Annotated in this window: 20 protein-coding genes; 14 read left to right on the forward strand and 6 right to left on the reverse strand. The window is 75.5% G+C overall.

Going from position 1 to position 17,164, the window contains the following annotated elements; genetic code table 11:
• Nucleotides 1-27 precede the first annotated feature (27 nt).
• The 4 genes from EDD32_RS00205 (at nt 28) to EDD32_RS00220 (ending at nt 2,983) form a co-directional block, all read left to right on the forward strand.
• Nucleotides 28-831, forward strand: a complete 804-nt coding sequence (locus tag EDD32_RS00205; RefSeq protein WP_123913580.1) for a DUF4397 domain-containing protein — start codon at nt 28-30, stop codon at nt 829-831.
• A 287-nt stretch (nt 832-1,118) separates the two neighbouring features.
• Nucleotides 1,119-1,619, forward strand: coding sequence for a class F sortase (locus tag EDD32_RS18665; RefSeq protein WP_170175150.1), 501 nt, complete (start codon nt 1,119-1,121; stop codon nt 1,617-1,619).
• A 1-nt stretch (nt 1,620) separates the two neighbouring features.
• Nucleotides 1,621-2,229 carry an RNA polymerase sigma factor gene (locus EDD32_RS00215; RefSeq protein ID WP_123913582.1) on the forward strand — a complete coding sequence of 203 codons (609 nt, stop codon included), beginning with the start codon at nt 1,621-1,623 and terminating at the stop codon, nt 2,227-2,229.
• Nucleotides 2,216-2,983 (forward strand): anti-sigma factor, encoded by a 768-nt coding sequence (locus tag EDD32_RS00220; protein ID WP_123913584.1) that lies wholly within the window; start codon nt 2,216-2,218, stop codon nt 2,981-2,983. The genes EDD32_RS00215 and EDD32_RS00220 overlap by 14 nt, the downstream gene beginning before the upstream one ends.
• Before the next feature lie 7 nt (nt 2,984-2,990).
• Here EDD32_RS00220 and EDD32_RS00225 read toward each other — a convergent pair whose 3' ends face one another.
• Entirely contained in the window at nt 2,991-3,497 is a 507-nt protein-coding gene (locus EDD32_RS00225; RefSeq protein WP_246005900.1) for a MarR family winged helix-turn-helix transcriptional regulator, read from the reverse strand.
• 78 nt (nt 3,498-3,575) lie between these two features.
• Here EDD32_RS00225 and idi point away from each other — a divergent pair, with 78 nt between their 5' ends.
• The 7 genes from idi to EDD32_RS00260 are packed head-to-tail and all read left to right on the forward strand — an operon-like array spanning nt 3,576 to nt 9,353.
• On the forward strand, nt 3,576-4,169 hold the full coding sequence (idi, locus tag EDD32_RS00230) for an isopentenyl-diphosphate Delta-isomerase (RefSeq protein ID WP_123913586.1): 594 nt from the start codon (nt 3,576-3,578) through the stop codon (nt 4,167-4,169).
• Nucleotides 4,166-5,188, forward strand: coding sequence for a polyprenyl synthetase family protein (locus EDD32_RS00235; protein WP_123913588.1), 1,023 nt, complete (start codon nt 4,166-4,168; stop codon nt 5,186-5,188). Before idi ends, EDD32_RS00235 begins: the two co-directional genes overlap by 4 nt.
• Nucleotides 5,185-6,060: a phytoene/squalene synthase family protein gene (locus EDD32_RS00240; protein ID WP_123913590.1), complete on the forward strand. Its 876-nt coding sequence runs from the start codon at nt 5,185-5,187 to the stop codon at nt 6,058-6,060. Before EDD32_RS00235 ends, EDD32_RS00240 begins: the two co-directional genes overlap by 4 nt.
• Nucleotides 6,061-6,101: 41 nt before the next feature.
• On the forward strand, nt 6,102-7,745 hold the full coding sequence (gene crtI / locus EDD32_RS00245) for a phytoene desaturase family protein (protein ID WP_123919982.1): 1,644 nt from the start codon (nt 6,102-6,104) through the stop codon (nt 7,743-7,745).
• Nucleotides 7,742-8,083 (forward strand): lycopene cyclase domain-containing protein, encoded by a 342-nt coding sequence (locus EDD32_RS00250; protein ID WP_123913592.1) that lies wholly within the window; start codon nt 7,742-7,744, stop codon nt 8,081-8,083. Before crtI ends, EDD32_RS00250 begins: the two co-directional genes overlap by 4 nt.
• On the forward strand, nt 8,080-8,466 hold the full coding sequence (locus tag EDD32_RS00255) for a lycopene cyclase domain-containing protein (RefSeq protein ID WP_123913594.1): 387 nt from the start codon (nt 8,080-8,082) through the stop codon (nt 8,464-8,466). The genes EDD32_RS00250 and EDD32_RS00255 overlap by 4 nt, the downstream gene beginning before the upstream one ends.
• On the forward strand, nt 8,463-9,353 hold the full coding sequence (locus tag EDD32_RS00260) for a prenyltransferase (RefSeq protein WP_123913596.1): 891 nt from the start codon (nt 8,463-8,465) through the stop codon (nt 9,351-9,353). The genes EDD32_RS00255 and EDD32_RS00260 overlap by 4 nt, the downstream gene beginning before the upstream one ends.
• A gap of 91 nt (nt 9,354-9,444) precedes the next feature.
• Here the strand turns inward: EDD32_RS00260 and EDD32_RS00265 are convergent, their stop codons facing one another.
• Nucleotides 9,445-11,667 (reverse strand): ATP-dependent DNA helicase RecG, encoded by a 2,223-nt coding sequence (locus EDD32_RS00265; RefSeq protein WP_123919984.1) that lies wholly within the window; start codon nt 11,665-11,667, stop codon nt 9,445-9,447.
• Between the two features lie 303 nt (nt 11,668-11,970).
• Between EDD32_RS00265 and rpmB the strand changes: the two genes are divergently transcribed.
• The gene (gene rpmB / locus EDD32_RS00270) at nt 11,971-12,162 is read left to right on the forward strand and encodes a 50S ribosomal protein L28 (protein ID WP_098484684.1); all 192 of its coding nucleotides are present in this window, start codon (nt 11,971-11,973) and stop codon (nt 12,160-12,162) included.
• 58 nt (nt 12,163-12,220) lie between these two features.
• On the opposite strand, the gene EDD32_RS00275 is transcribed toward rpmB, so the two are convergent.
• The 4 genes from EDD32_RS00275 to EDD32_RS00290 all read right to left on the reverse strand — a co-directional run bounded on the left by EDD32_RS00275 (nt 12,221) and on the right by EDD32_RS00290 (nt 15,605).
• Nucleotides 12,221-12,922, reverse strand: a complete 702-nt coding sequence (locus EDD32_RS00275) for an SRPBCC family protein (RefSeq protein ID WP_211338676.1) — start codon at nt 12,920-12,922, stop codon at nt 12,221-12,223.
• 72 nt (nt 12,923-12,994) lie between these two features.
• Nucleotides 12,995-13,984: an adenosine deaminase gene (locus EDD32_RS00280; RefSeq protein WP_123913598.1), complete on the reverse strand. Its 990-nt coding sequence runs from the start codon at nt 13,982-13,984 to the stop codon at nt 12,995-12,997.
• Nucleotides 13,985-14,196: 212 nt separating this feature from the next.
• Nucleotides 14,197-14,631, reverse strand: coding sequence for a hypothetical protein (locus EDD32_RS00285; protein WP_123913600.1), 435 nt, complete (start codon nt 14,629-14,631; stop codon nt 14,197-14,199).
• Nucleotides 14,628-15,605 carry a thiamine-phosphate kinase gene (locus EDD32_RS00290; protein ID WP_123913602.1) on the reverse strand — a complete coding sequence of 326 codons (978 nt, stop codon included), beginning with the start codon at nt 15,603-15,605 and terminating at the stop codon, nt 14,628-14,630. Before EDD32_RS00290 ends, EDD32_RS00285 begins: the two co-directional genes overlap by 4 nt.
• A 51-nt stretch (nt 15,606-15,656) precedes the next feature.
• Here EDD32_RS00290 and EDD32_RS00295 point away from each other — a divergent pair, with 51 nt between their 5' ends.
• On the forward strand, nt 15,657-16,163 hold the full coding sequence (locus tag EDD32_RS00295) for a DUF3515 family protein (protein WP_123913604.1): 507 nt from the start codon (nt 15,657-15,659) through the stop codon (nt 16,161-16,163).
• A gap of 112 nt (nt 16,164-16,275) precedes the next feature.
• Nucleotides 16,276-17,160, forward strand: a complete 885-nt coding sequence (locus EDD32_RS00300; protein WP_123913606.1) for a potassium channel family protein — start codon at nt 16,276-16,278, stop codon at nt 17,158-17,160.
• Nucleotides 17,161-17,164 lie beyond the last annotated feature (4 nt).

The following is a 17,164-nucleotide window of genomic DNA, read 5'->3' on the forward strand; positions in this document are numbered from 1 at the left end:
CTACGGGGCACGACACGGAGGACCACCATGAAGACTGCAGCAGCGCTCGGCGGCTCCGTCGCCGCGATCCTCGCCTTCGCCGCCGTCCCCGCCCAGGCGGACGAGCACCAGGCGCAGCTCTCCGTCCTGCACGGCGTCCCCGACCTCGTCGTCGACGTGTGGGTCAACGGCGAGCTCACCCTCGACGACTTCGAGCCCGGCGAGCTGGCCGGTCCCCTCGATCTCGACGCCGGCACGTACACCGTGGCGATCACCGCGTCCGACGCGGCCGACGACTCCGAGCCCGCCATCGGCCCGGTCGACCTCCCGCTGGAGGCCGGCATGAGCTACACCGCCGCGGCGCACCTGGCCGAGGACGGCACGCCGACGGCGACCCTCTTCACCAACGACACCAGCGCCACCGAGGCCGGCCAGGGCCGCCTGACGGTGCGCCACGTGGCCGCGGCACCGGCCGTCGACGTCCTCGCCGGCGACCAGGCCGTCATCACGGGCCTGGCGAACCCCGACGAGGCCTCCCTCGAGCTCGACGCCACCACCGTGCCCGCCGCGGTGGCCGCCGCCGGGACCACGGACCCGGTGATCGGGCCGGCCGACGTGCCCGTCCAGGACGGCGTGGCCACCATCGTCTACGCCTGGGGCAGCCTCGAGGACGGCAACCTCGCGCTGGCCACGCAGACCATCGAGGGCCTGCACTCCGCGCCCGCCGGCGTCCCGACCGGCCTCGTCGAGGTCCAGGAGACGACCTCACCGGCCCTGTACCTGGGCCTGGCCGGTGTGCTCGCGCTCGGCCTGGGGGTCGGCGCCCGCCGCCTCGCCGCCGCCCGCAGCTGATCCGTCACCGGCACGTCGCCGGCGACCCCACCCCGCACGACCAAGAACGCACTCGTCAGGAGGATCCCGTGACCGGCACCCGAGCTCTCACCGTCGCCGTCCTCCTCCTGGGTGGCTGCGCCGTGACAGTGCAGCCACCCACCGAGACCCCGTCCCGCTCCGCCTCGGCGGAGCGGGCTCCGGCGGGGGATGCGGATACTGCCGCGGCGGAGCCCCCGACGGCAGACCGTCCCCCGGCGTCAGGGGAGCCCGGCGCGGCGGTGGTGCCCCCGCCACCGTCCGCGCCGGTGCCCGTGTCCGTGCGCGACGCCACCGGCGTCCCCGCCGTTCCGACGCGGACGGCGCCGGTCCGCCTGGTCTACGAGGCCCTGGGGGTCGACATCCCGGTCGACGCCGTCGGGGTCGCCCCCGACGGGCAGATGGAGATCCCGGAGGACGCCGCCCGGGCCGGCTGGTACCGCCACGGTCCGGGGCTCGACGCCGGCGCCGGCACGGCCGTCGTGGCGGCGCACGCCGGCAGCTACGTCACCCCGCGCGGACCGCTCTACGACCTGCCCGACGCCCGTCCCGGCGACGTCGTCGTCCTCACCGGCGACGACGGGTCCGAGGTCCGGTACGAGGTGGAGACGGTCGAGCAGACCACCAAGACGGTCATCGACTGGTCCGCCTACTTCCGCCGCGACGGCGAGCCCCGCCTGGTCCTGGTGACCTGCGGCGGCGAGTGGGACGCGCAGCGGCAGAGCTACGACGACAACGTCACGGTCACCGCTAGGCTCGTGGGGAGCTGAGATGTCCACGGTCGCACCGCCGCGCGGCCGGGTCCCGGCAGGGGAGGTGGCCGCCGTCGACGAGGATCTCGACGCACTCGGGGCCGCCTTCCGGGCCGGCCAGCCCGAGGCCGTGCGCGACGCCTACGAGCGCTTCTCCCCGATGGTCTTCTCCATCGCCCGGCGCTCGCTCGGCAACGTCGCGGACGCCGAGGACGTCACCCAGCAGGTGTTCGTCTCGGCGTGGCGCTCGCGCGAGCGGTTCGACCCCGACCGCGCCCGGATCGGCGCCTGGCTGGTGGGGATCACGCGCCACGCCGTCGCCGACGCCCACGAGCGGCGCTCACGGGAGCGGCGCACGGAGGACGCCCTGTCCGCCACCGCCGAGCCGCTGACCGCCCCGCCCGAGGAGCACCCCGACCGGGTGGTCGACCGGGTGATCGTCACGGACGCGATCGAGAGCCTGGGCGACCCGCAGCGCGCGATCATGTCCCTGGCGTTCTTCGAGGACCTCACCCACGGCCAGATCGCCGCCCGGCTCGACCTGCCGCTGGGGACCGTGAAGTCCCACATCACCCGAAGCCTCAGACGACTACGAGCAAGGATGGAGGTGCCCGATGTCGCGCTCTGACCACCACGTCGACGACGAGACCCTGGCCCTCCTCGCCCTGGGCGAGCCCGCGGACCCGGCGGTGGCCGCGCACACCCGCGACTGCGCGGTGTGCCGCGCCTCCCTCGCCGAGCTCGCCGACGTCGTGGGTCTGGCCCGCCACCCCGAGGTCGCCCGTGGGCTGGAGCGGCCCGGCCCGCACGTCTGGGACCGGATCGCCGCCGAGCTCGCGGCCGGCGACGCCCCCGTCGCCCCGGCGTCCGCACCGGCGTCCGCGACCCCGGCTGCGCCCCGGCCGGTCGCAGCACCCGACGCCGCCGCACCCGCCGCGAGCGCGGCCGGCAGCCCGTGGTGGCGCCGCCGCACGGCCTGGGTGGCGGCCGCGAGCTTCGCGCTCGGCATCGCCGGCACGCTGGCTGCGGAGAACCTCCTCGCCACCGGTCCGGGACCGGCCGTGGCCTCGGCCGCGCTCGACCCGCTGCCCGGCTGGAGCGAGACGGGGACCGCCTCGGTCCACGAGGTCGACGGCCGCCGCGTGCTCACCGTCGAGGTGCCGGGAGCGGCGGAGGACGCCTACCGCGAGGTCTGGCTCATCGACACCGAGGTCCAGCGGCTCGTGAGCGTGGGCATCCTCACCGGCGAGCAGGGCACGTTCGAGCTGCCGGACGGGCTGGACATCGACGAGTACCCCATCGTCGACGTCTCCCGGGAGCCCCTGGACGGAAACCCGGCACACTCCGGGGACAGCATCGTCCGCGGGCAGCTGAGCGCCTGACCGTCCCTCACCCGTCCGACGCCGCCCGCAGCGGGGTGCCGGCGAGGTCGAGCTCCTCGGCCATGGCGTGGAGGAAGTCCGCGACGTCCTGGCGGGCCTCGGGCCGCACCGCCCGGGCGATCTCGCCCATCCGGCGGTGCATGCGGGCCATCCGCTCGCGCAGCTCGCGGTGCGCGTACGGCGTGGCCCGCAGGACCACCGAGCGCCGGTCCCGCGGGTGCGGCACACGCTCGAGGTGTCCCGACGCCGCGAGCCGGTCGACGAGCTTGGTGGTCGAGGCGGTCGAGATCCCGAGGTGGGCGCTCACCTGGCGCGGGGTGGCGACCTCCCCGCGGTTCTCCGCTGCGATGATCAGCTGCAGCGCCTGGACGTCGCTGACGTTCATGTCCATGTCGGCGCTCATGCGCCGGCGCATCTCCTGGTCCGCCCGCCGGAACCGCCGGAGTGCACCCAGGACGAGGGTGGCCGGATCGTCGTCGTCGTACCAGTATCCAGGTACCTGCTCGGTGGTCACACAACTACCTTACTCGACAACTTGCTTGCTTATCTAGTAAGTTGCCGTCATCCCCCGACGCTCCTCCAGGAGGCCGAGATGCCGACGTCGACCACCCTCACCACCGCGGACCACGTCGTGCTCGTCGACGACGACGGCCGGGCCGTCGGCACGGCCCCCCGGGCGAGCGTGCACGGGCCACGGACGCCCCTGCACCTGGCGTTCTCCTGCTACGTCTTCCGGACCGACGGCGACCTGCTCATGACCCGGCGGGCCCTGGCCAAGCGCACGTTCCCGGGCGTGTGGACGAACAGCTTCTGCGGGCACCCGCGGTCCGGGGAGCCGATGACGGTGGCGATCGCCCGCCACGCGCGCTCCGAGCTCGGCCTCAGCCTCACCGACGTCACGTGCGTGCTGCCCGACTTCCGCTACCGGGCGACCGACGCGTCCGGCGTCGTGGAGAACGAGCTGTGCCCCGTCTACGTCGCCACCGCCCTGCACGACCCCGCCCCGAACCCCGAGGAGGTCATGGACCTCGCCTGGGTGGCGCCCGAGTCCCTCGGCCGGGCGGTGGTCTCCGCGCCGTGGGCGCTGAGCCCCTGGACGGTCGAGCAGGTGCGGGCGCTCGCCGAGGCCGACCTCGACGAGGCCGACCTCGACGACGTCCCCGGAGTGACGGAGCTGGCGGGATGAACGCCGTCGACGCCGTCCTCGAGGCCCACCTGCGCCGCGACAGCGGCTCGCTCGGCCCGGAGTACGCCCGGCTCTGGGCGGCGCTGGGCGACGCCGCCGAGGGCGGCAAGCGGTTCCGGCCGGCGCTCGTGGCGGCGATGTACCGCTCGCTCGGCGGCGGCGACGACGAGCTCGCCACCCGGGTCGGCGCGGCCGTGGAGCTGCTGCACTGCGCGTTCGTCATCCACGACGACGTCATCGACGGCGACGACACCCGCCGTGGCCGCCCGAACGTCTCCGGGACCTTCTACGCCGCCGCCCGCCGGGCCGGCGCCGCCGACGGGCCAGCCCGGGGCTACGCCGACACCGCGGGGATCCTGGCGGGCGACCTCGCTCTCGCCGCCGCGGTGCGCGCCATGGCGACCTGCGGCGCGGCCCCGGCCGTGACCACCCGCCTGCTGGACCTCATGGACGAGGCGCTGCACGTCACCGCGGCCGGCGAGCTGGCCGACGTCCACCTCTCCCTCGACCTCGCGCCGGTCTCCCTCGGCGAGGTGCTGACCATGGAGGAGCGCAAGACCGCCGTCTACTCCTTCGAGCTGCCGCTGCAGGCGGGCGCCGTCCTCGCCGGCGCCCCGGAGCCGCTGGTCGCCGGCCTCGCCGAGCTCGGCCGCCTCGTCGGCATCTCCTTCCAGCTCCTCGACGACCTCCAGGGGGTCTTCGGCTCCGAGGACCTCACCGGGAAGTCCGTCCTGGCCGATCTGCGTGAGGGCAAGCACACCCCGCTCATGGCGCACGCCCGAACGACCGCCGCCTGGCCGCGGATCGCGGCCTACGTCGGCGACCCGGACCTCACCGAGGCCCACGCGGGCGAGGTCCGCGAGCTGCTCACGACGTGCGGCTCGCGCACCTTCATCGAGGACCTCGCCGAGGACTACGTCTCGGCCGCCCTGGGGCTGGCCGCCGACCTCGGGGTCGCCGACGACGTCGTCGCGCACCTCACCGCCCTGACCGACCAGCTCGTCCGGAGGGCAGCATGAGCCTCGACCACACCACGTCGACACCCGCGCGGGCGATCTACGACGACGTCGCCCGGCGCAGCGCCGCCGTCGTCATCCGTGCGTACTCCACCTCGTTCGCCTGGGCGTGCCGGCTCCTCGCCGAGCCGGTGCGCACCCACGTGCGCAACGTCTACGCCCTGGTCCGCATCGCCGACGAGGTCGTCGACGACCCCGCCGCGGCCACCGAGGCCGTCCACCGGGGCCACCTCCTGACCGTCCTGGAGGAGGAGACCTACCAGGCCCTGCGGACCGGCTACAGCACGAACCTCGTCGTGCACGCCTTCGCCGGCACCGCCCGTGCCTGCGGCATCGGCCCCGAGCTCCTCACGCCCTTCTTCGCCTCGATGCGCGCCGACCTCGCCGTCCACGAGCACGACCGGGCCAGCCTGGACACCTACGTGTACGGCTCCGCGGAGGTGGTGGGCCTCATGTGCCTGCGGGTCTTCCTCACCGACCCGGCCGTGCGCTCCGGCTACGACGAGCTCGCACCCGGCGCGCGCCGCCTCGGTGCGGCGTTCCAGAAGGTCAACTTCCTGCGCGACCTCGCCGAGGACCACGACGACCTCGGCCGGACCTACTTCCCCGGGCTGGACCCCGAGCACTTCACCGACACCCACAAGGACGCGCTCCTGGACGACATCGACGCCGACCTCGCAGCGGCCGCGGCCGTGGTCCCGCTGCTGCCGCCCAGCAGCCGCCGGGCCGTCCGCGCGGCGCACGGCCTCTTCGCCGAGCTCTCCCGGCGCCTGCGCACCACCCCGGCCCGCCGCATCCGCGCCGAGCGGGTGCGGGTGCCCGGACCGGTCAAGGCCCGCATCCTCCTCGGCTCGCTGCTGGGGGTGGGGGCGTGAGCGCCCGCACCGTCCCGGCCGTGCCCGGCGACGCCGGTGCCGTGCCGGACCGGCCCGGGACCGGTGACGGCGCCCGGCCGCGCGCCGTCGTCGTCGGCGGCGGGATCGCCGGTCTGGCCTCCGCCGCGCTCCTGGCCCGCGAGGGGTACGAGGTGGACCTGCTCGAGCAGAACGACGAGCTCGGCGGCCGGGCCGGGTCCTGGGAGTCCGGCGGCTTCCGGTTCGACACCGGACCGTCGTGGTACCTCATGCCCGAGGTGTTCGACCACTTCTTCGAGCTGCTCGGCACCTCGGCCGCGGAGCAGCTCGACCTCAGCGTCCTGGACCCCGGTTACCGGGTCTTCTTCGAGGACGGCTCCGCCCCCCTCGACATCCGGGCCGACCGGGCCGCGAACATCGCGACGTTCGAGTCGGTCGAGACCGGCGCGGGACGCCGGCTCGAGGCCTACCTCGCCTCCGCGCGGCAGGCCTACGACCTGGCGGTGCGACGGTTCCTCTACACGACCTTCGCCTCGCCGCGGTCGCTGCTGCACCGCGACGTCCTGGTCCGGGCGCCGCGCCTGGCCGAGCTCCTGCTCCGGCCCCTGGGCTCGTTCGTCGCCGCCCGGTTCCAGGACCCGCGCCTGCGCCAGGTGCTCGGCTACCCGGCGGTCTTCCTCGGCTCCTCGCCCGACCGGGCGCCCAGCATGTACCACCTCATGAGCCACATGGACATCGCCGACGCCGTGCGGTACCCCCAGGGCGGCTTCACCCGCCTCATCGAGGTCGTCGCCGCACTGGCCGTGCGCGAGGGCGCGCGCCTGCACACCGGCGCGACGGTCACCGCGATCCTCACCGGCGCCGTCCCCGAGCGGGTCGCGCGCCGCCGTGGCCTGTCCGCCGCCGCCCGCCGCGCCGGCGTCCGCGCCGGGGCGCGCGGGGTGCGCTACCGCACCGCCGACGGCGCCGAGCACACCGTCCGGGCCGAGGTCGTCGTCGCCGCGGCCGACCTGCACCACGTCGAGACCCAGCTCCTCCCCGAGCCCCTCCGGACCTACCCGCAGCGCTGGTGGGACCGCCGGACCTCCGGACCGGGCGCCGTCCTGCTCTACCTCGGCGTGCGCGGCAGCCTGCCCGAGCTCCCCCACCACTCGCTGTTCTTCACCACGGACTGGCAGAGCAACTTCGACGCCATCTTCGGCCGCTCCCCCCGGGTGCCGGAACCCGCGTCGTCGTACGTCTGCAAGCCGTCCCAGACCGACCCGACGGTCGCCCCGCCGGGCACGGAGAACGTCTTCGTCCTCGTGCCGGTCCCGGCCGACGTCACCCTGGGGCGCGGGGGCGTCGACGGCGCCGGCGACCCCGCCGTCGAGCGGATCGCCGACGCCGCCATCGACCAGATCGCCGCCTGGGCGGACATCGGGGACCTGCGCGAGCGGGTCGTCGTGCGCCGCACGGTCGGTCCGGCGGACTTCGCGGCGGAGCTCAACGCCTGGTCGGGCGGGGTGCTCGGGCCCGCCCACACGCTCCGCCAGAGCGCGTTCCTGCGCGGGTCCAACGCCTCGCGCCGGGTGGCCGGGCTGTACTACGCCGGGTCGAGCACGATCCCCGGGATCGGGCTGCCGATGTGCCTCATCAGCGCCGAGATCATGCTCAAACGGCTGCGTCACGACCACTCCACCGAGCCCTTGGCGGTCCCGCTGTGACGGGGTGGGAGTACCTGCTCGCCCTGGCCGTCTCGCTGGCGTCGATGGTGGTCATGGACCGCCGGTGGCGCCTGGTCCTGTGGCGCCGGCCCCGCCGGGCGGCCGGGGCGCTCCTCGCCGGCGTCGCGTTCTTCCTCCTGTGGGACCTCACCGCCATCGCGCTGGGCTTCTTCGAGCGCGGCGAGTCGGCGGCGATGACCGGGATCGAGCTGCTGCCCGAGCTGCCGCTCGAGGAGCTGTTCTTCATCACCTTCCTGTGCTACCTCACCCTCGTGCTGCACGCCCTCGCGCTCCGCCTGCTCCCGGCGGCGCCCGTCCGGCAGGGGGCACGGCGGTGACCTACCTCGGCCTGGGCCTGCTGTTCGTCGCCGTGGCCGTCGCGGTCCTGGTCGTGGCCTGGTGGACGGTGCGGCCGCCGCGCCGGTGGTGGCTCGCGACGGCGGTCACGGTCGTGGCGCTCGTCGTGCTCACCGTCGTGTTCGACTCCGTGATGATCGCCGCGGACCTGTTCCGGTTCGACGAGGCCGCGCTGACCGGGCTGCGTCTCGGCCTGGCGCCCGTGGAGGACCTGGCGTGGCCGGTGGCCGCCGGGCTCGGGCTGCCGGCGCTGGTGGCCCTGCGGGCCAGCCGGTCGTCGTCGACGGCGTCGACCGCCTCGGCCGGTCCGGCCACCTCGACCAACCAGACCACCGCGGCGGAAGCGACCGGGAGGAACGCATGAGCGTGTCGCAGACAGGCGGTGCGAGCGCGGCCCTGCGCCAGGTCGTCGGCTCCTCCCGACCCGTCAGCTGGATCAACACCGCGTACCCGTTCGCGGCCGCGTACCTCCTGGCCGGCGGTGGCGTGGACGTCGCCCTCCTCGTCGGCACCCTGTACTTCCTCGTCCCGTACAACCTCCTCATGTACGGCATCAACGACGTCTTCGACTTCGAGTCCGACCTGCGCAACCCGCGCAAGGGCGGCATCGAGGGCATCGTCCTGGCGCGGCGGTGGCACCGGGTCACCCTGTGGTCGGCGGTCCTGAGCAACCTCCCCTTCCTCCTCGCCCTCCTCCTGATCGGCACGGCGACGTCGGCGCTCGTGCTCGCGGTGAGCGTCTTCGCGGTGGTGGCCTACTCCGCGCCCGGCCTGCGGTTCAAGGAGCGGCCCGTCCTGGACTCGGCCACCTCGGCGACGCACTTCGTCAGCCCGGCGGTCTTCGGGCTCGCCCTCGCGGGAGCCGCACCCACCGGGGCGGCGGTGGCGGCGATGGTCGCCTTCTTCCTCTGGGGCATGGCCTCCCAGGCCTTCGGCGCCGTCCAGGACGTCGTGGCGGACCGGTCCGCGGGCATCGGCTCGATCGCCACCTGGCTGGGCGCGGCCCGCACCGTCCGGCTGGCGATGGCGCTGTACGTCCTCGCCGGCGTGGTCGTGCTGGGCACCGGCTTCCCCGGGGCGCTGGCCGGCCTCCTCGTCGTGCCCTACGTCCTCAGCGTCGCCCCCTACCGGTCGCTGCCGGACGAGGACTGCGAACGGGCGAACGGCGGGTGGCGCCGGTTCATCTGGCTCAACATGGTCACGGGGTTCCTGCTCACCCAGCTGTTCATCTGGATCGCCCTGCGGGGCTGACAGCACCCGCCCTGCCGACCCGCGCATCGAACCGTGCACCGACCCGCGCCCGTCCGACCCGTCCGCGAGCGGCTGCGAGGCCGCCGCGTCGCTACGCCCGCTCGAGGTAGGCGGCGGTCTCCTCGTCGACGTGCCGGGCCAGCACCTCGGCGAGATCGGTGTGCTCGGCGAGCTCCGGGTCGGCCGCGACGACCGCCCGCGCCGCCGCCCGGGCGGCGTCGATGATCTCGGCGTCCTTGGTCACCCGGAGGAGGCGCAAGGACGTGCCGCGCCCGGACTGCGCTGCCCCCAGGACGTCGCCCTCCCGTCGCATCTCCAGGTCCAGCTCCGCGAGGCGGAAGCCGTCCGCCGTCGTCGCGAACGCCCCGACCCGGGCGAAGGCGGGGCTGCCGGGCGCGGCCGCGGTGACCGCCATGCACACCCCCGGCCGGTCACCGCGGCCGATCCGGCCGCGCAGCTGGTGCAGCTGGGACAGCCCGAACCGGTCGGCGTCGAGGACGACCATGACGGTGGCGTCGGGGACGTCGACCCCGACCTCGATGACGGTGGTGGACACCAGCACCGGGGTCTCGCCGGTGGCGAAGGCGCGCATGGCAGCGTCCTTCTCCTCCCCGCTCAGGCGCCCGTGCATCTGCCCGACGGCGACCCCCGCCAGCGCCGGGACGGCCCGGAGCAGCTCGGTGACCTCCTCCACCGACGCCAGCGGCGGGCCGGCCGGCGCGGCGGCGTCGAGCAGGTCGGCCGGCACGTCGTCGGGGTCCCCGTCGGCCACGAGGGCGGCGTCGTCCGCCGCGTCGATCCGCGGGCACACGACGTAGGCGCGACCCCCGCCGTCGACCTCCTCGCGGATGCGCTCCCACATGCGCCGGACCCACCGCTCGTTGCCGGCGGGCACGACCGAGGTGGTCACCCCGGCCCGGCCTGCCGGCAGCTCGCGCAGCGTGGACGTCTCGAGGTCCCCGAAGCTCGTCATCGCCACCGTGCGCGGGATCGGCGTGGCGGTCATGACGAGCAGGTGCGGGCTCACCCGGGCCTTCGCCCGCAGGGCGTCGCGCTGCTCCACCCCGAACCGGTGCTGCTCGTCGACGACGACGAGGCCGAGGTCGGCGAGCTGGACCACGTCACCGAGGAGGGCGTGGGTGCCCACGACGATGCCGGCCTCCCCGGACGCGGCGGCGGCGAGCACCTTGCGCCGGGCGGCGGCGCCCATCGACCCGGTGAGCAGCACCACGCGGGTGCCCTCCTCGGCGCCGCCGAGCATCCCGCCCTCGGCCAGCGGTCCGAGCAGCCCGGTGATGGAGCGGTGGTGCTGGTGGGCCAGGACCTCGGTCGGGGCGAGCAGGGCCGCCTGCCCGCCGGCGTCGACCACCTGGAGCATCGCCCGGAGCGCGACGACGGTCTTGCCCGAGCCCACCTCGCCCTGGAGGAGGCGCTGCATGGGCACGGGGCGGGCCAGCTCCTCGGCGACGACGTCGCCGACCTCGCGCTGCCCGGCGGTCAGGGTGAAGGGCAGACGCGCCTCGAAGGCCTCACGGATCCCGCCGGCGCGCGGCGGCCGGGCCGTCGCGGGCTCGGCGAGCGCCGCGGCCCGGCGGCGCGCCAGCGCCGTCTGCAGGACGAACGCCTCCTCGTGACGCATGCGGTCCTGCGCGCGCCGCCACTCCCCCTCGCTGTGCGGCAGGTGGATCGAGCGGAAGGCCTCGAGGGCCCCGGGCAGGCCGTGCTCACGGCGGTACTGCGCCGGCAGCGGCTCGGGCACGTCCTCGAGGCGCAGCGGCCGCAGGACGGTCTGCACGGCGTCGGCGACCTTCCAGGACGGCATCTCCGCGCTGGCCGGGTAGATGGGGATCGGCCAGTCCATGCTCTCCATCGCCGCGGCCTCGTCGTCGACGTCGCGGAAGGTCCGGTAGTCCGGGTGCGTGAGCTGGCGGGTCCCGCGGTAGTCGCTCACCGTCCCGGTGAACATCCCGCTCTCCCCGGGCCGGAGCCGGCCCTCGTGGTACTTCACCGTGCCGAGGTTCTTGCCGAAGAACGTCAGCGTGAGCTCGTTGGTGCCGTCGGTGATGATCGACGTGAGGATCGCCCCGGGACGGTTCTGCATGCGCCGCGCCGAGGTCCGGGCCACCTGGGCGATGACCGTGACGTGCTCGCCCACGGCGAGGCTGCGCAGGTCGGACAGGCGGCCGCGGTCGCCGTAGCGACGCGGGTAGTGACGGAGGATGTCCTCCTCGGTGCGCAGTCCGATCTTGTCCAGCGCCTTGGCCGTGCGCTCGCCGAGGAGGTCCTTCAGCGACCGTCCGAGGCGGAAGCGCACGTCCCCGGCGACGGCGGGGTCGTGGCGGACGCCGCGCGCGAGCGGTGCGCCCGCGCGCGCCCCCCCGGTGCCCACGTGGTCGGTGCTCACGTGTGGCAGGTTAGCCGGTGGCGCCGACACGGCGCCGTGCCGCTGTGGTCGACGCCACCGGCCGCGTCACCGGCATGGTTTGGGGCCCCGGCCCGTGGTCGGGTACTCTTGCCAGGTTGCCCGCGACCTCAGGCCCATGCCTGCCCGCCGGGCTGGAGACATCGCGTACGGCCGCCCCGGCCGCGCGTCAGCGAGAAGATCAGGAGAACGACCGTGGCTGCCACCTGCGACGTCTGCGGCAAGCGCCCCAGCTTCGGCAAGAGCGTCTCGCACTCCCACGTGCGGACCAGCCGCCGTTGGAACCCGAACATCCAGCGCGTCCGCGCGCTCGTCAACGGCGCGCCCAAGCGTGTGAACGTGTGCACCTCGTGCCTCAAGGCCGACAAGGTCACCCGCGCCGTCTGACCCGACGCGCCGCCAGGGCCGCCACCCGTGAGGGTGCGCGGCCCTTCGTGCGTCACCGTCAGGCCAGGACCGGTCCCACGACCGGGACCTCGGAGGCGGCGCCGCGCGCGCGGGCCCCGGGCGACGACCGCTCGGCCAGGGCCCTGATGTTCCGCAGCATCTCCCTGCCCATGACGAACGGGACGGCCTCGAGCACGCCCAGGCGCGCGAGGAGCCGGACCGGCGCGGCCGACGCCGGGGCGAACGAGACCCGCTCCACGAGCCGGGACCGCCCCTCCGGCAGGGGCCGCACGTGCAGGCTCCAGCGCCCCACGGCAGGTCCGCCCGCGGGACCACCGGCGAGGACGAGATCGCGCTCGGGCTCGAGCCGCGCCACCCGCAGGGGCGGCGCGGTGGCGGCGAGCCGGACGTCGTCGCCCGCGGCGAGGGTCTGCAGGTGCGGCAGGATCCGGTCCACGTTGCGGATGCGGCACCGCGCGAGGTTCTCGAGCCGCTGGAAGCTGTAGAAGCCGCCGCGACCCTGCCCCACCTGGACCAGCCACGGCCACACCCGCTCCGGCGGGGCCGCGACCGTGATCGCCCGGGTCGTGGCGGAGGCGCCCGGCGCGAGCAGCTCGTCGCCCGGCAGGGCGCCGCGGACCTCGGCCGGGGTCGCTCCCCAGGTCGCGTGCCGGCGCCGCAGGAGCGGCGCGGCCAGGAGGTGGCCGGCCACCTCCACCGCGCCGCGCAGGTTGGCCCGCACGCTCCGTCCGACGTCCACGTCGCCCTCCTCTATCGCCCGGACTCCCCACGCTAGGGACCCGAGCGGCCCGACGACACCGACCTATGGCCCCTACGCCTGCGCGGCGTGCCAGGCGTCGACCTCGGCTGTGAGCTCCGCCCGACGGGCGTCGTCGACGAACGCGGCCTCCACGCCGTTGCGGGCGAGGGTGGCGAGCTGGTCGGGGGTCAGGCCCAGCAGCCGGGTGAGCTCACGGACGTTGTCGTCGACGTAGCCGCCGAAGTAGGCGGGGTCGTCGGAGTTGACCGTGACGACCAGGCCCCGCTCGAGCATCCCGACAAGGGGGTAGTCGGCCAGGGAGTCCACCACCTGCAGGCGGAGGTTGGACAGCGGGCACAGGGTCAGCGGGACCCGCTCGGCGACGAGCCGGTCGACGAGCGCGTCATCCTCGAGCGCGCGGATGCCGTGGTCGACCCGCTCGACGCCCAGGACGTCGAGGACCTCCCGGACGTTGGCGGCCGGGCCCTCCTCCCCGGCGTGGGCGACCCGGTGCAGGCCGCGGGCGTGGGCGAGGTCGAAGGTGTCCTTGAACGGCGCGGCGGGCCCGACCTCGCTGGAGCACAGGCCGACCCCGAGGACCGGGAAGCCCAGGGCGAGGACCTCCTCGAGCGCCGTGCGGGCGTCCTCGGCGGGAAGGTGGCGCAGGAAGGTGATGATGAGGCCGCTCGTGATGCCGTGGTCCGCCTCGCTCGTGGCCAGGACGCCGGTCACGCCCCCGAGGGCGACGGCGGCCGGCACGCCCCGGGCGGTGTGGGCCTGGATGTCGAGGAAGACCTCGGCGTGCCTGACCCCCGCCCGGCGGGCCCGGTCCAGGTAGGCGCGGGTGAGGTCGGCGAAGTCCTCCTCGGTGCGCAGGACGACCATGTTCGCGTAGTACAGGTCGAGGAAGCTCTGGAGCCCGGTGAAGGAGTACCGCGAGCGCAGGTCCTCGATGCCGTCGTAGGGCAGGTCGATCCCGTTGCGCTCGGCCAGGGCGTAGATGAGCTCGGGCTCGAGGGTGCCCTCGAGGTGGAGGTGGAGCTCGACAGTGGGCATTGTCATCGGCACATCATGACAGCGCTTCCCGGGCGGGCCCGCGAGCCGGGAGCGCCGTGTCGGGAGCTCCGTGTCCGGCGTGCCGTGTCGGGAGCTCCGTGTCCGGCGTGCCGTGTCGGGAGCTCCGTGTCCGGCGTGCCGTGTCGGGCGTGCCGGTCGAGCGGCGCGTGCCGGTCGAGCGGCGCGTGCCGGGGCGGGGCGCGCCGTGGGGCGCGCCCTCAGAGCGGGGCCTGGGGGTTCTCGCACAGGAAAGGTGCCCGCGAGCCGCCCGAGTGGTACTCGTACGTGGTCCCGTCCACCTCGAGCACGACGAGCGTGCCGTTGGTGAGGACCTGCGCGTAGGCCATCCCCGGGCTCGGGCACCCCAGGGACGCGTCGCGCCAGGTGACCTCCTCGACCCGCACCACCGCGACGTCCTCGGCGGCGACGCCCAGGCGGTCCGTGAGGTCCTCGACGGCGAGCGCCGCGGCTCCGGTCGGAGCGGCCGACGACGCCCCCGGGCTCGGAGGCTGGCTCGGTCCTCCCGTCGGGGTCGCCGGCGACGACGCGCTCCCCGCGTCCCCGGGTCGCTCCACGTCGCCCTCCGTCCCCGCGCCGCACCCGGCCAGCAGCGCCGCCGCCGCCGCCGCCATGCCGCGCGTCCTGGTCCTCATCGCCGGAAGTGGTCCCACCCCGGGCTGATCGTCGGCTCGACCCCACCGACGAGCACCGCGCCCGCCTGCGCCCCGGCGGCCGCCCGGACGGTGCCGAGCCGCGTGAACCCGGCGGGCAGCGTGCCGGCGGGGAACGTCGCCAGCATGCCGTGGTCCTCCCCGCCGGTCAGCGCCCACACCGCGGGGTCGACCCCGAGCCGGGCCGCGGCGTCGGCGAGCCCCGCGAGGGCGGACGGCACCGAGTCCTCGAGCGGCTCGAGGTCGAGCACGACCCCGGACGCGCGGGCCAGCCGACGGCCGTCGCGCAGCAGGCCGTCCGAGACGTCCATGAGGGCGCTGGCCCCGGCCGCGGCGGCCGCCGGGCCGGCGTCGAGCGCGGGGCGGGGGCGCAGGAAGTCGGCGATGAGCGCCTCGTCGGAGCCGCCGTGACGTCCCTCCGTCAGGAGGGCGTGGCCGGCCGCGGACCGGCCCAGCGCGCCCGCGTGAGCGACGACGTCGCCCGGCCTCGCGCCCGAGCGCAGGATCGGCGCGCGCCCGCCGAGGTCGCCGTGCACCGTCACGGCGACGACGAGCTGCTCCCCGGCGGAGAGGTCGCCGCCGTCGACACCCACGTCGAGCGGACCGCACGCCTCGGCGAACCCCCGGCACAGGTCGTGCACCCAGGCCACCGGGGTGCTCGGCGGGAGAACGAGTCCCATGACCATGGAGGTCGGGACCGCCCCCATGCCCGCGATGTCGGAGAGGTTCTGCATCGCGGCACGCCACCCCACGTCGGCGGCCGAGGACCACTCCGGCCGGAAGTGGTGCCCGGCGACGAGCAGGTCGGTGGAGACGCAGAACCGGCCGTCGGGGGCGGCGACGACGGCGGCATCGTCCCCGGTGGGGACGAGCGTGCGGCTGCCCCGTGGCAGCAGGGGGACGAACGAGGCGATGAGGGCGTCCTCGTCGAGGTCCGCGACGGTGGGCTGGGTCACCCCGCCACGCTACGGCGTGGCCGTCACCCTCCGCGAGCCTAGGGTGGCTCCATGCCCCGTCGTCGCGTCGCGCTCGCGCTCACGGCCGCCGCCGTCCTGTCCGGGTGCGCCGCCCCGGTCTCGCTGCCCCCCGGGGAGCTGGCCGCCGACCCGGTGTGCGCCCGCGTCCTCCAGGCGACCCCCGACGTCCTCGGCGGTCTCGAGCGGCGCTCGACCACCACCCAGGCGGCGACGGCGTGGGGCGACCCCGCCGTGACGCTGCGGTGCGGCGTCGCCCCGCCGGGGCCCACGACCGACCGGTGCCTGAGCGTGGACTCCGGCGACGGCACCGCCGTCGACTGGATCGCGCTGGAGGGGGACGACCCCGACCTGCCCGAGCACGCCCGCCAGGGCGGCGGCTCGTGGACCTTCATCACGTACGGGCGCCGGCCCGCGATCGAGGTCGTCGTCCCCGTCGAGCAGGTGGGCGGGCAGCCGACGGCCGCGCTGGTCGACCTCGCCGGTGCGGTCTCCCTCGTCCGGGCCGAGCGCGCCTGCGTGGGGGCGACCGACGCCTGACCGGGCTGCGCGGCCCGGCCGGACGCCCTAGCGTGGCGGATGTCCGTGCCGTGGACGACGCGGCCGGTGCGCCCGGGTGGAGCTAGCGCGGGTCGACGATGAGGAGGCGTTCATGGCGGGACCGGTGTCGGTCGCGGTGTCGGTCGTAGGGGTCCTGCTCGTGCTCGGGGTCGTGTGGGACGTCTTCCACACGATCTTCCACCCGAGCGGGCAGGGCCGGATCAGCGGTGCCGCGATGGCCGGTGTCTGGCGTCTGACGGCCCGCGGCGGGCCCCGTTTTCGCGAGCTCGCCGGACCGAGCGCGCTGGTGGCCGTCATCGCCGCCTGGGTCTCGCTCGCCGTCGTCGGCTGGGCCCTGGTGTACTGGCCACACATGCCGGCCGGGTTCGTCCACAGCAGCGGCCTGGACGTGAGCGGGCGCAGCACGGCCGCGGACGCACTCTACGTCTCCGTCGTCACGCTGGCGACCCTCGGCTACGGCGACGTCGTCCCCGCCGCGACGGGGCTGCGGCTGGTGGCGCCGCTCGAGGCGCTCATGGGGTTCGCCATCCTCACGGCGGCGGTCACCTGGGTGCTGCAGGTGCAGCCGGCGCTGGTGCGCCGCCGCACGGCGGTGATGACGCTGTCGGGGTTGCGGCGTGCGGGCCTCGAGCGCGAGGTCCGCACGCTCGACGCCGACCTGCCGGCCGTCGTCCTGGCCGACCTGGCGGCGGCGGTCACCCAGGTCGGCGTGGACCTCACCCAGTACTCCGAGACCTACTACTTCCGGGAGGGCGAGGAGCGGCGTGACATCGGCGAGGCGCTGATCTTCGCCGCCGACCTCGCCGAGGCGGGCTCCGTCTCGCCGCGGCCGGACGTCCGCCTCGCCGGACGCGCTCTGCAGACGGCGCTCGACGACCTCGCCGCGCACGCCGCGTCCACGTTTCTCGGGGTGACGGGCGACACCCGGTCCGTGCTCGAGGCCCTCCGGCGCGACCGCGCGAAGCGCCCGCGGTGATCGG

The organism is Georgenia muralis, assembly GCF_003814705.1.
Taxonomy (GTDB): domain Bacteria; phylum Actinomycetota; class Actinomycetes; order Actinomycetales; family Actinomycetaceae; genus Georgenia; species Georgenia muralis.

What these genes read in the sequence shown, in the direction of transcription:
- EDD32_RS00205 (WP_123913580.1), top strand. Translation starts at nt 28, where the DNA reads ATGAAGACTGCAGCAGCGCTCGGCGGCTCCGTCGCCGCGATCCTCGCC.
- EDD32_RS00215 (WP_123913582.1), top strand. Translation starts at nt 1,621, where the DNA reads ATGTCCACGGTCGCACCGCCGCGCGGCCGGGTCCCGGCAGGGGAGGTG.
- EDD32_RS00220 (WP_123913584.1), top strand. Translation starts at nt 2,216, where the DNA reads ATGTCGCGCTCTGACCACCACGTCGACGACGAGACCCTGGCCCTCCTC.
- idi (WP_123913586.1), top strand. Translation starts at nt 3,576, where the DNA reads ATGCCGACGTCGACCACCCTCACCACCGCGGACCACGTCGTGCTCGTC.
- EDD32_RS00235 (WP_123913588.1), top strand. Translation starts at nt 4,166, where the DNA reads ATGAACGCCGTCGACGCCGTCCTCGAGGCCCACCTGCGCCGCGACAGC.
- EDD32_RS00240 (WP_123913590.1), top strand. Translation starts at nt 5,185, where the DNA reads ATGAGCCTCGACCACACCACGTCGACACCCGCGCGGGCGATCTACGAC.
- EDD32_RS00260 (WP_123913596.1), top strand. Translation starts at nt 8,463, where the DNA reads ATGAGCGTGTCGCAGACAGGCGGTGCGAGCGCGGCCCTGCGCCAGGTC.
- EDD32_RS00280 (WP_123913598.1), bottom strand. Translation starts at nt 13,984, where the DNA reads ATGACAATGCCCACTGTCGAGCTCCACCTCCACCTCGAGGGCACCCTC.
- EDD32_RS00285 (WP_123913600.1), bottom strand. Translation starts at nt 14,631, where the DNA reads ATGAGGACCAGGACGCGCGGCATGGCGGCGGCGGCGGCGGCGCTGCTG.
- EDD32_RS00295 (WP_123913604.1), top strand. Translation starts at nt 15,657, where the DNA reads ATGCCCCGTCGTCGCGTCGCGCTCGCGCTCACGGCCGCCGCCGTCCTG.
- EDD32_RS00300 (WP_123913606.1), top strand. Translation starts at nt 16,276, where the DNA reads ATGGCGGGACCGGTGTCGGTCGCGGTGTCGGTCGTAGGGGTCCTGCTC.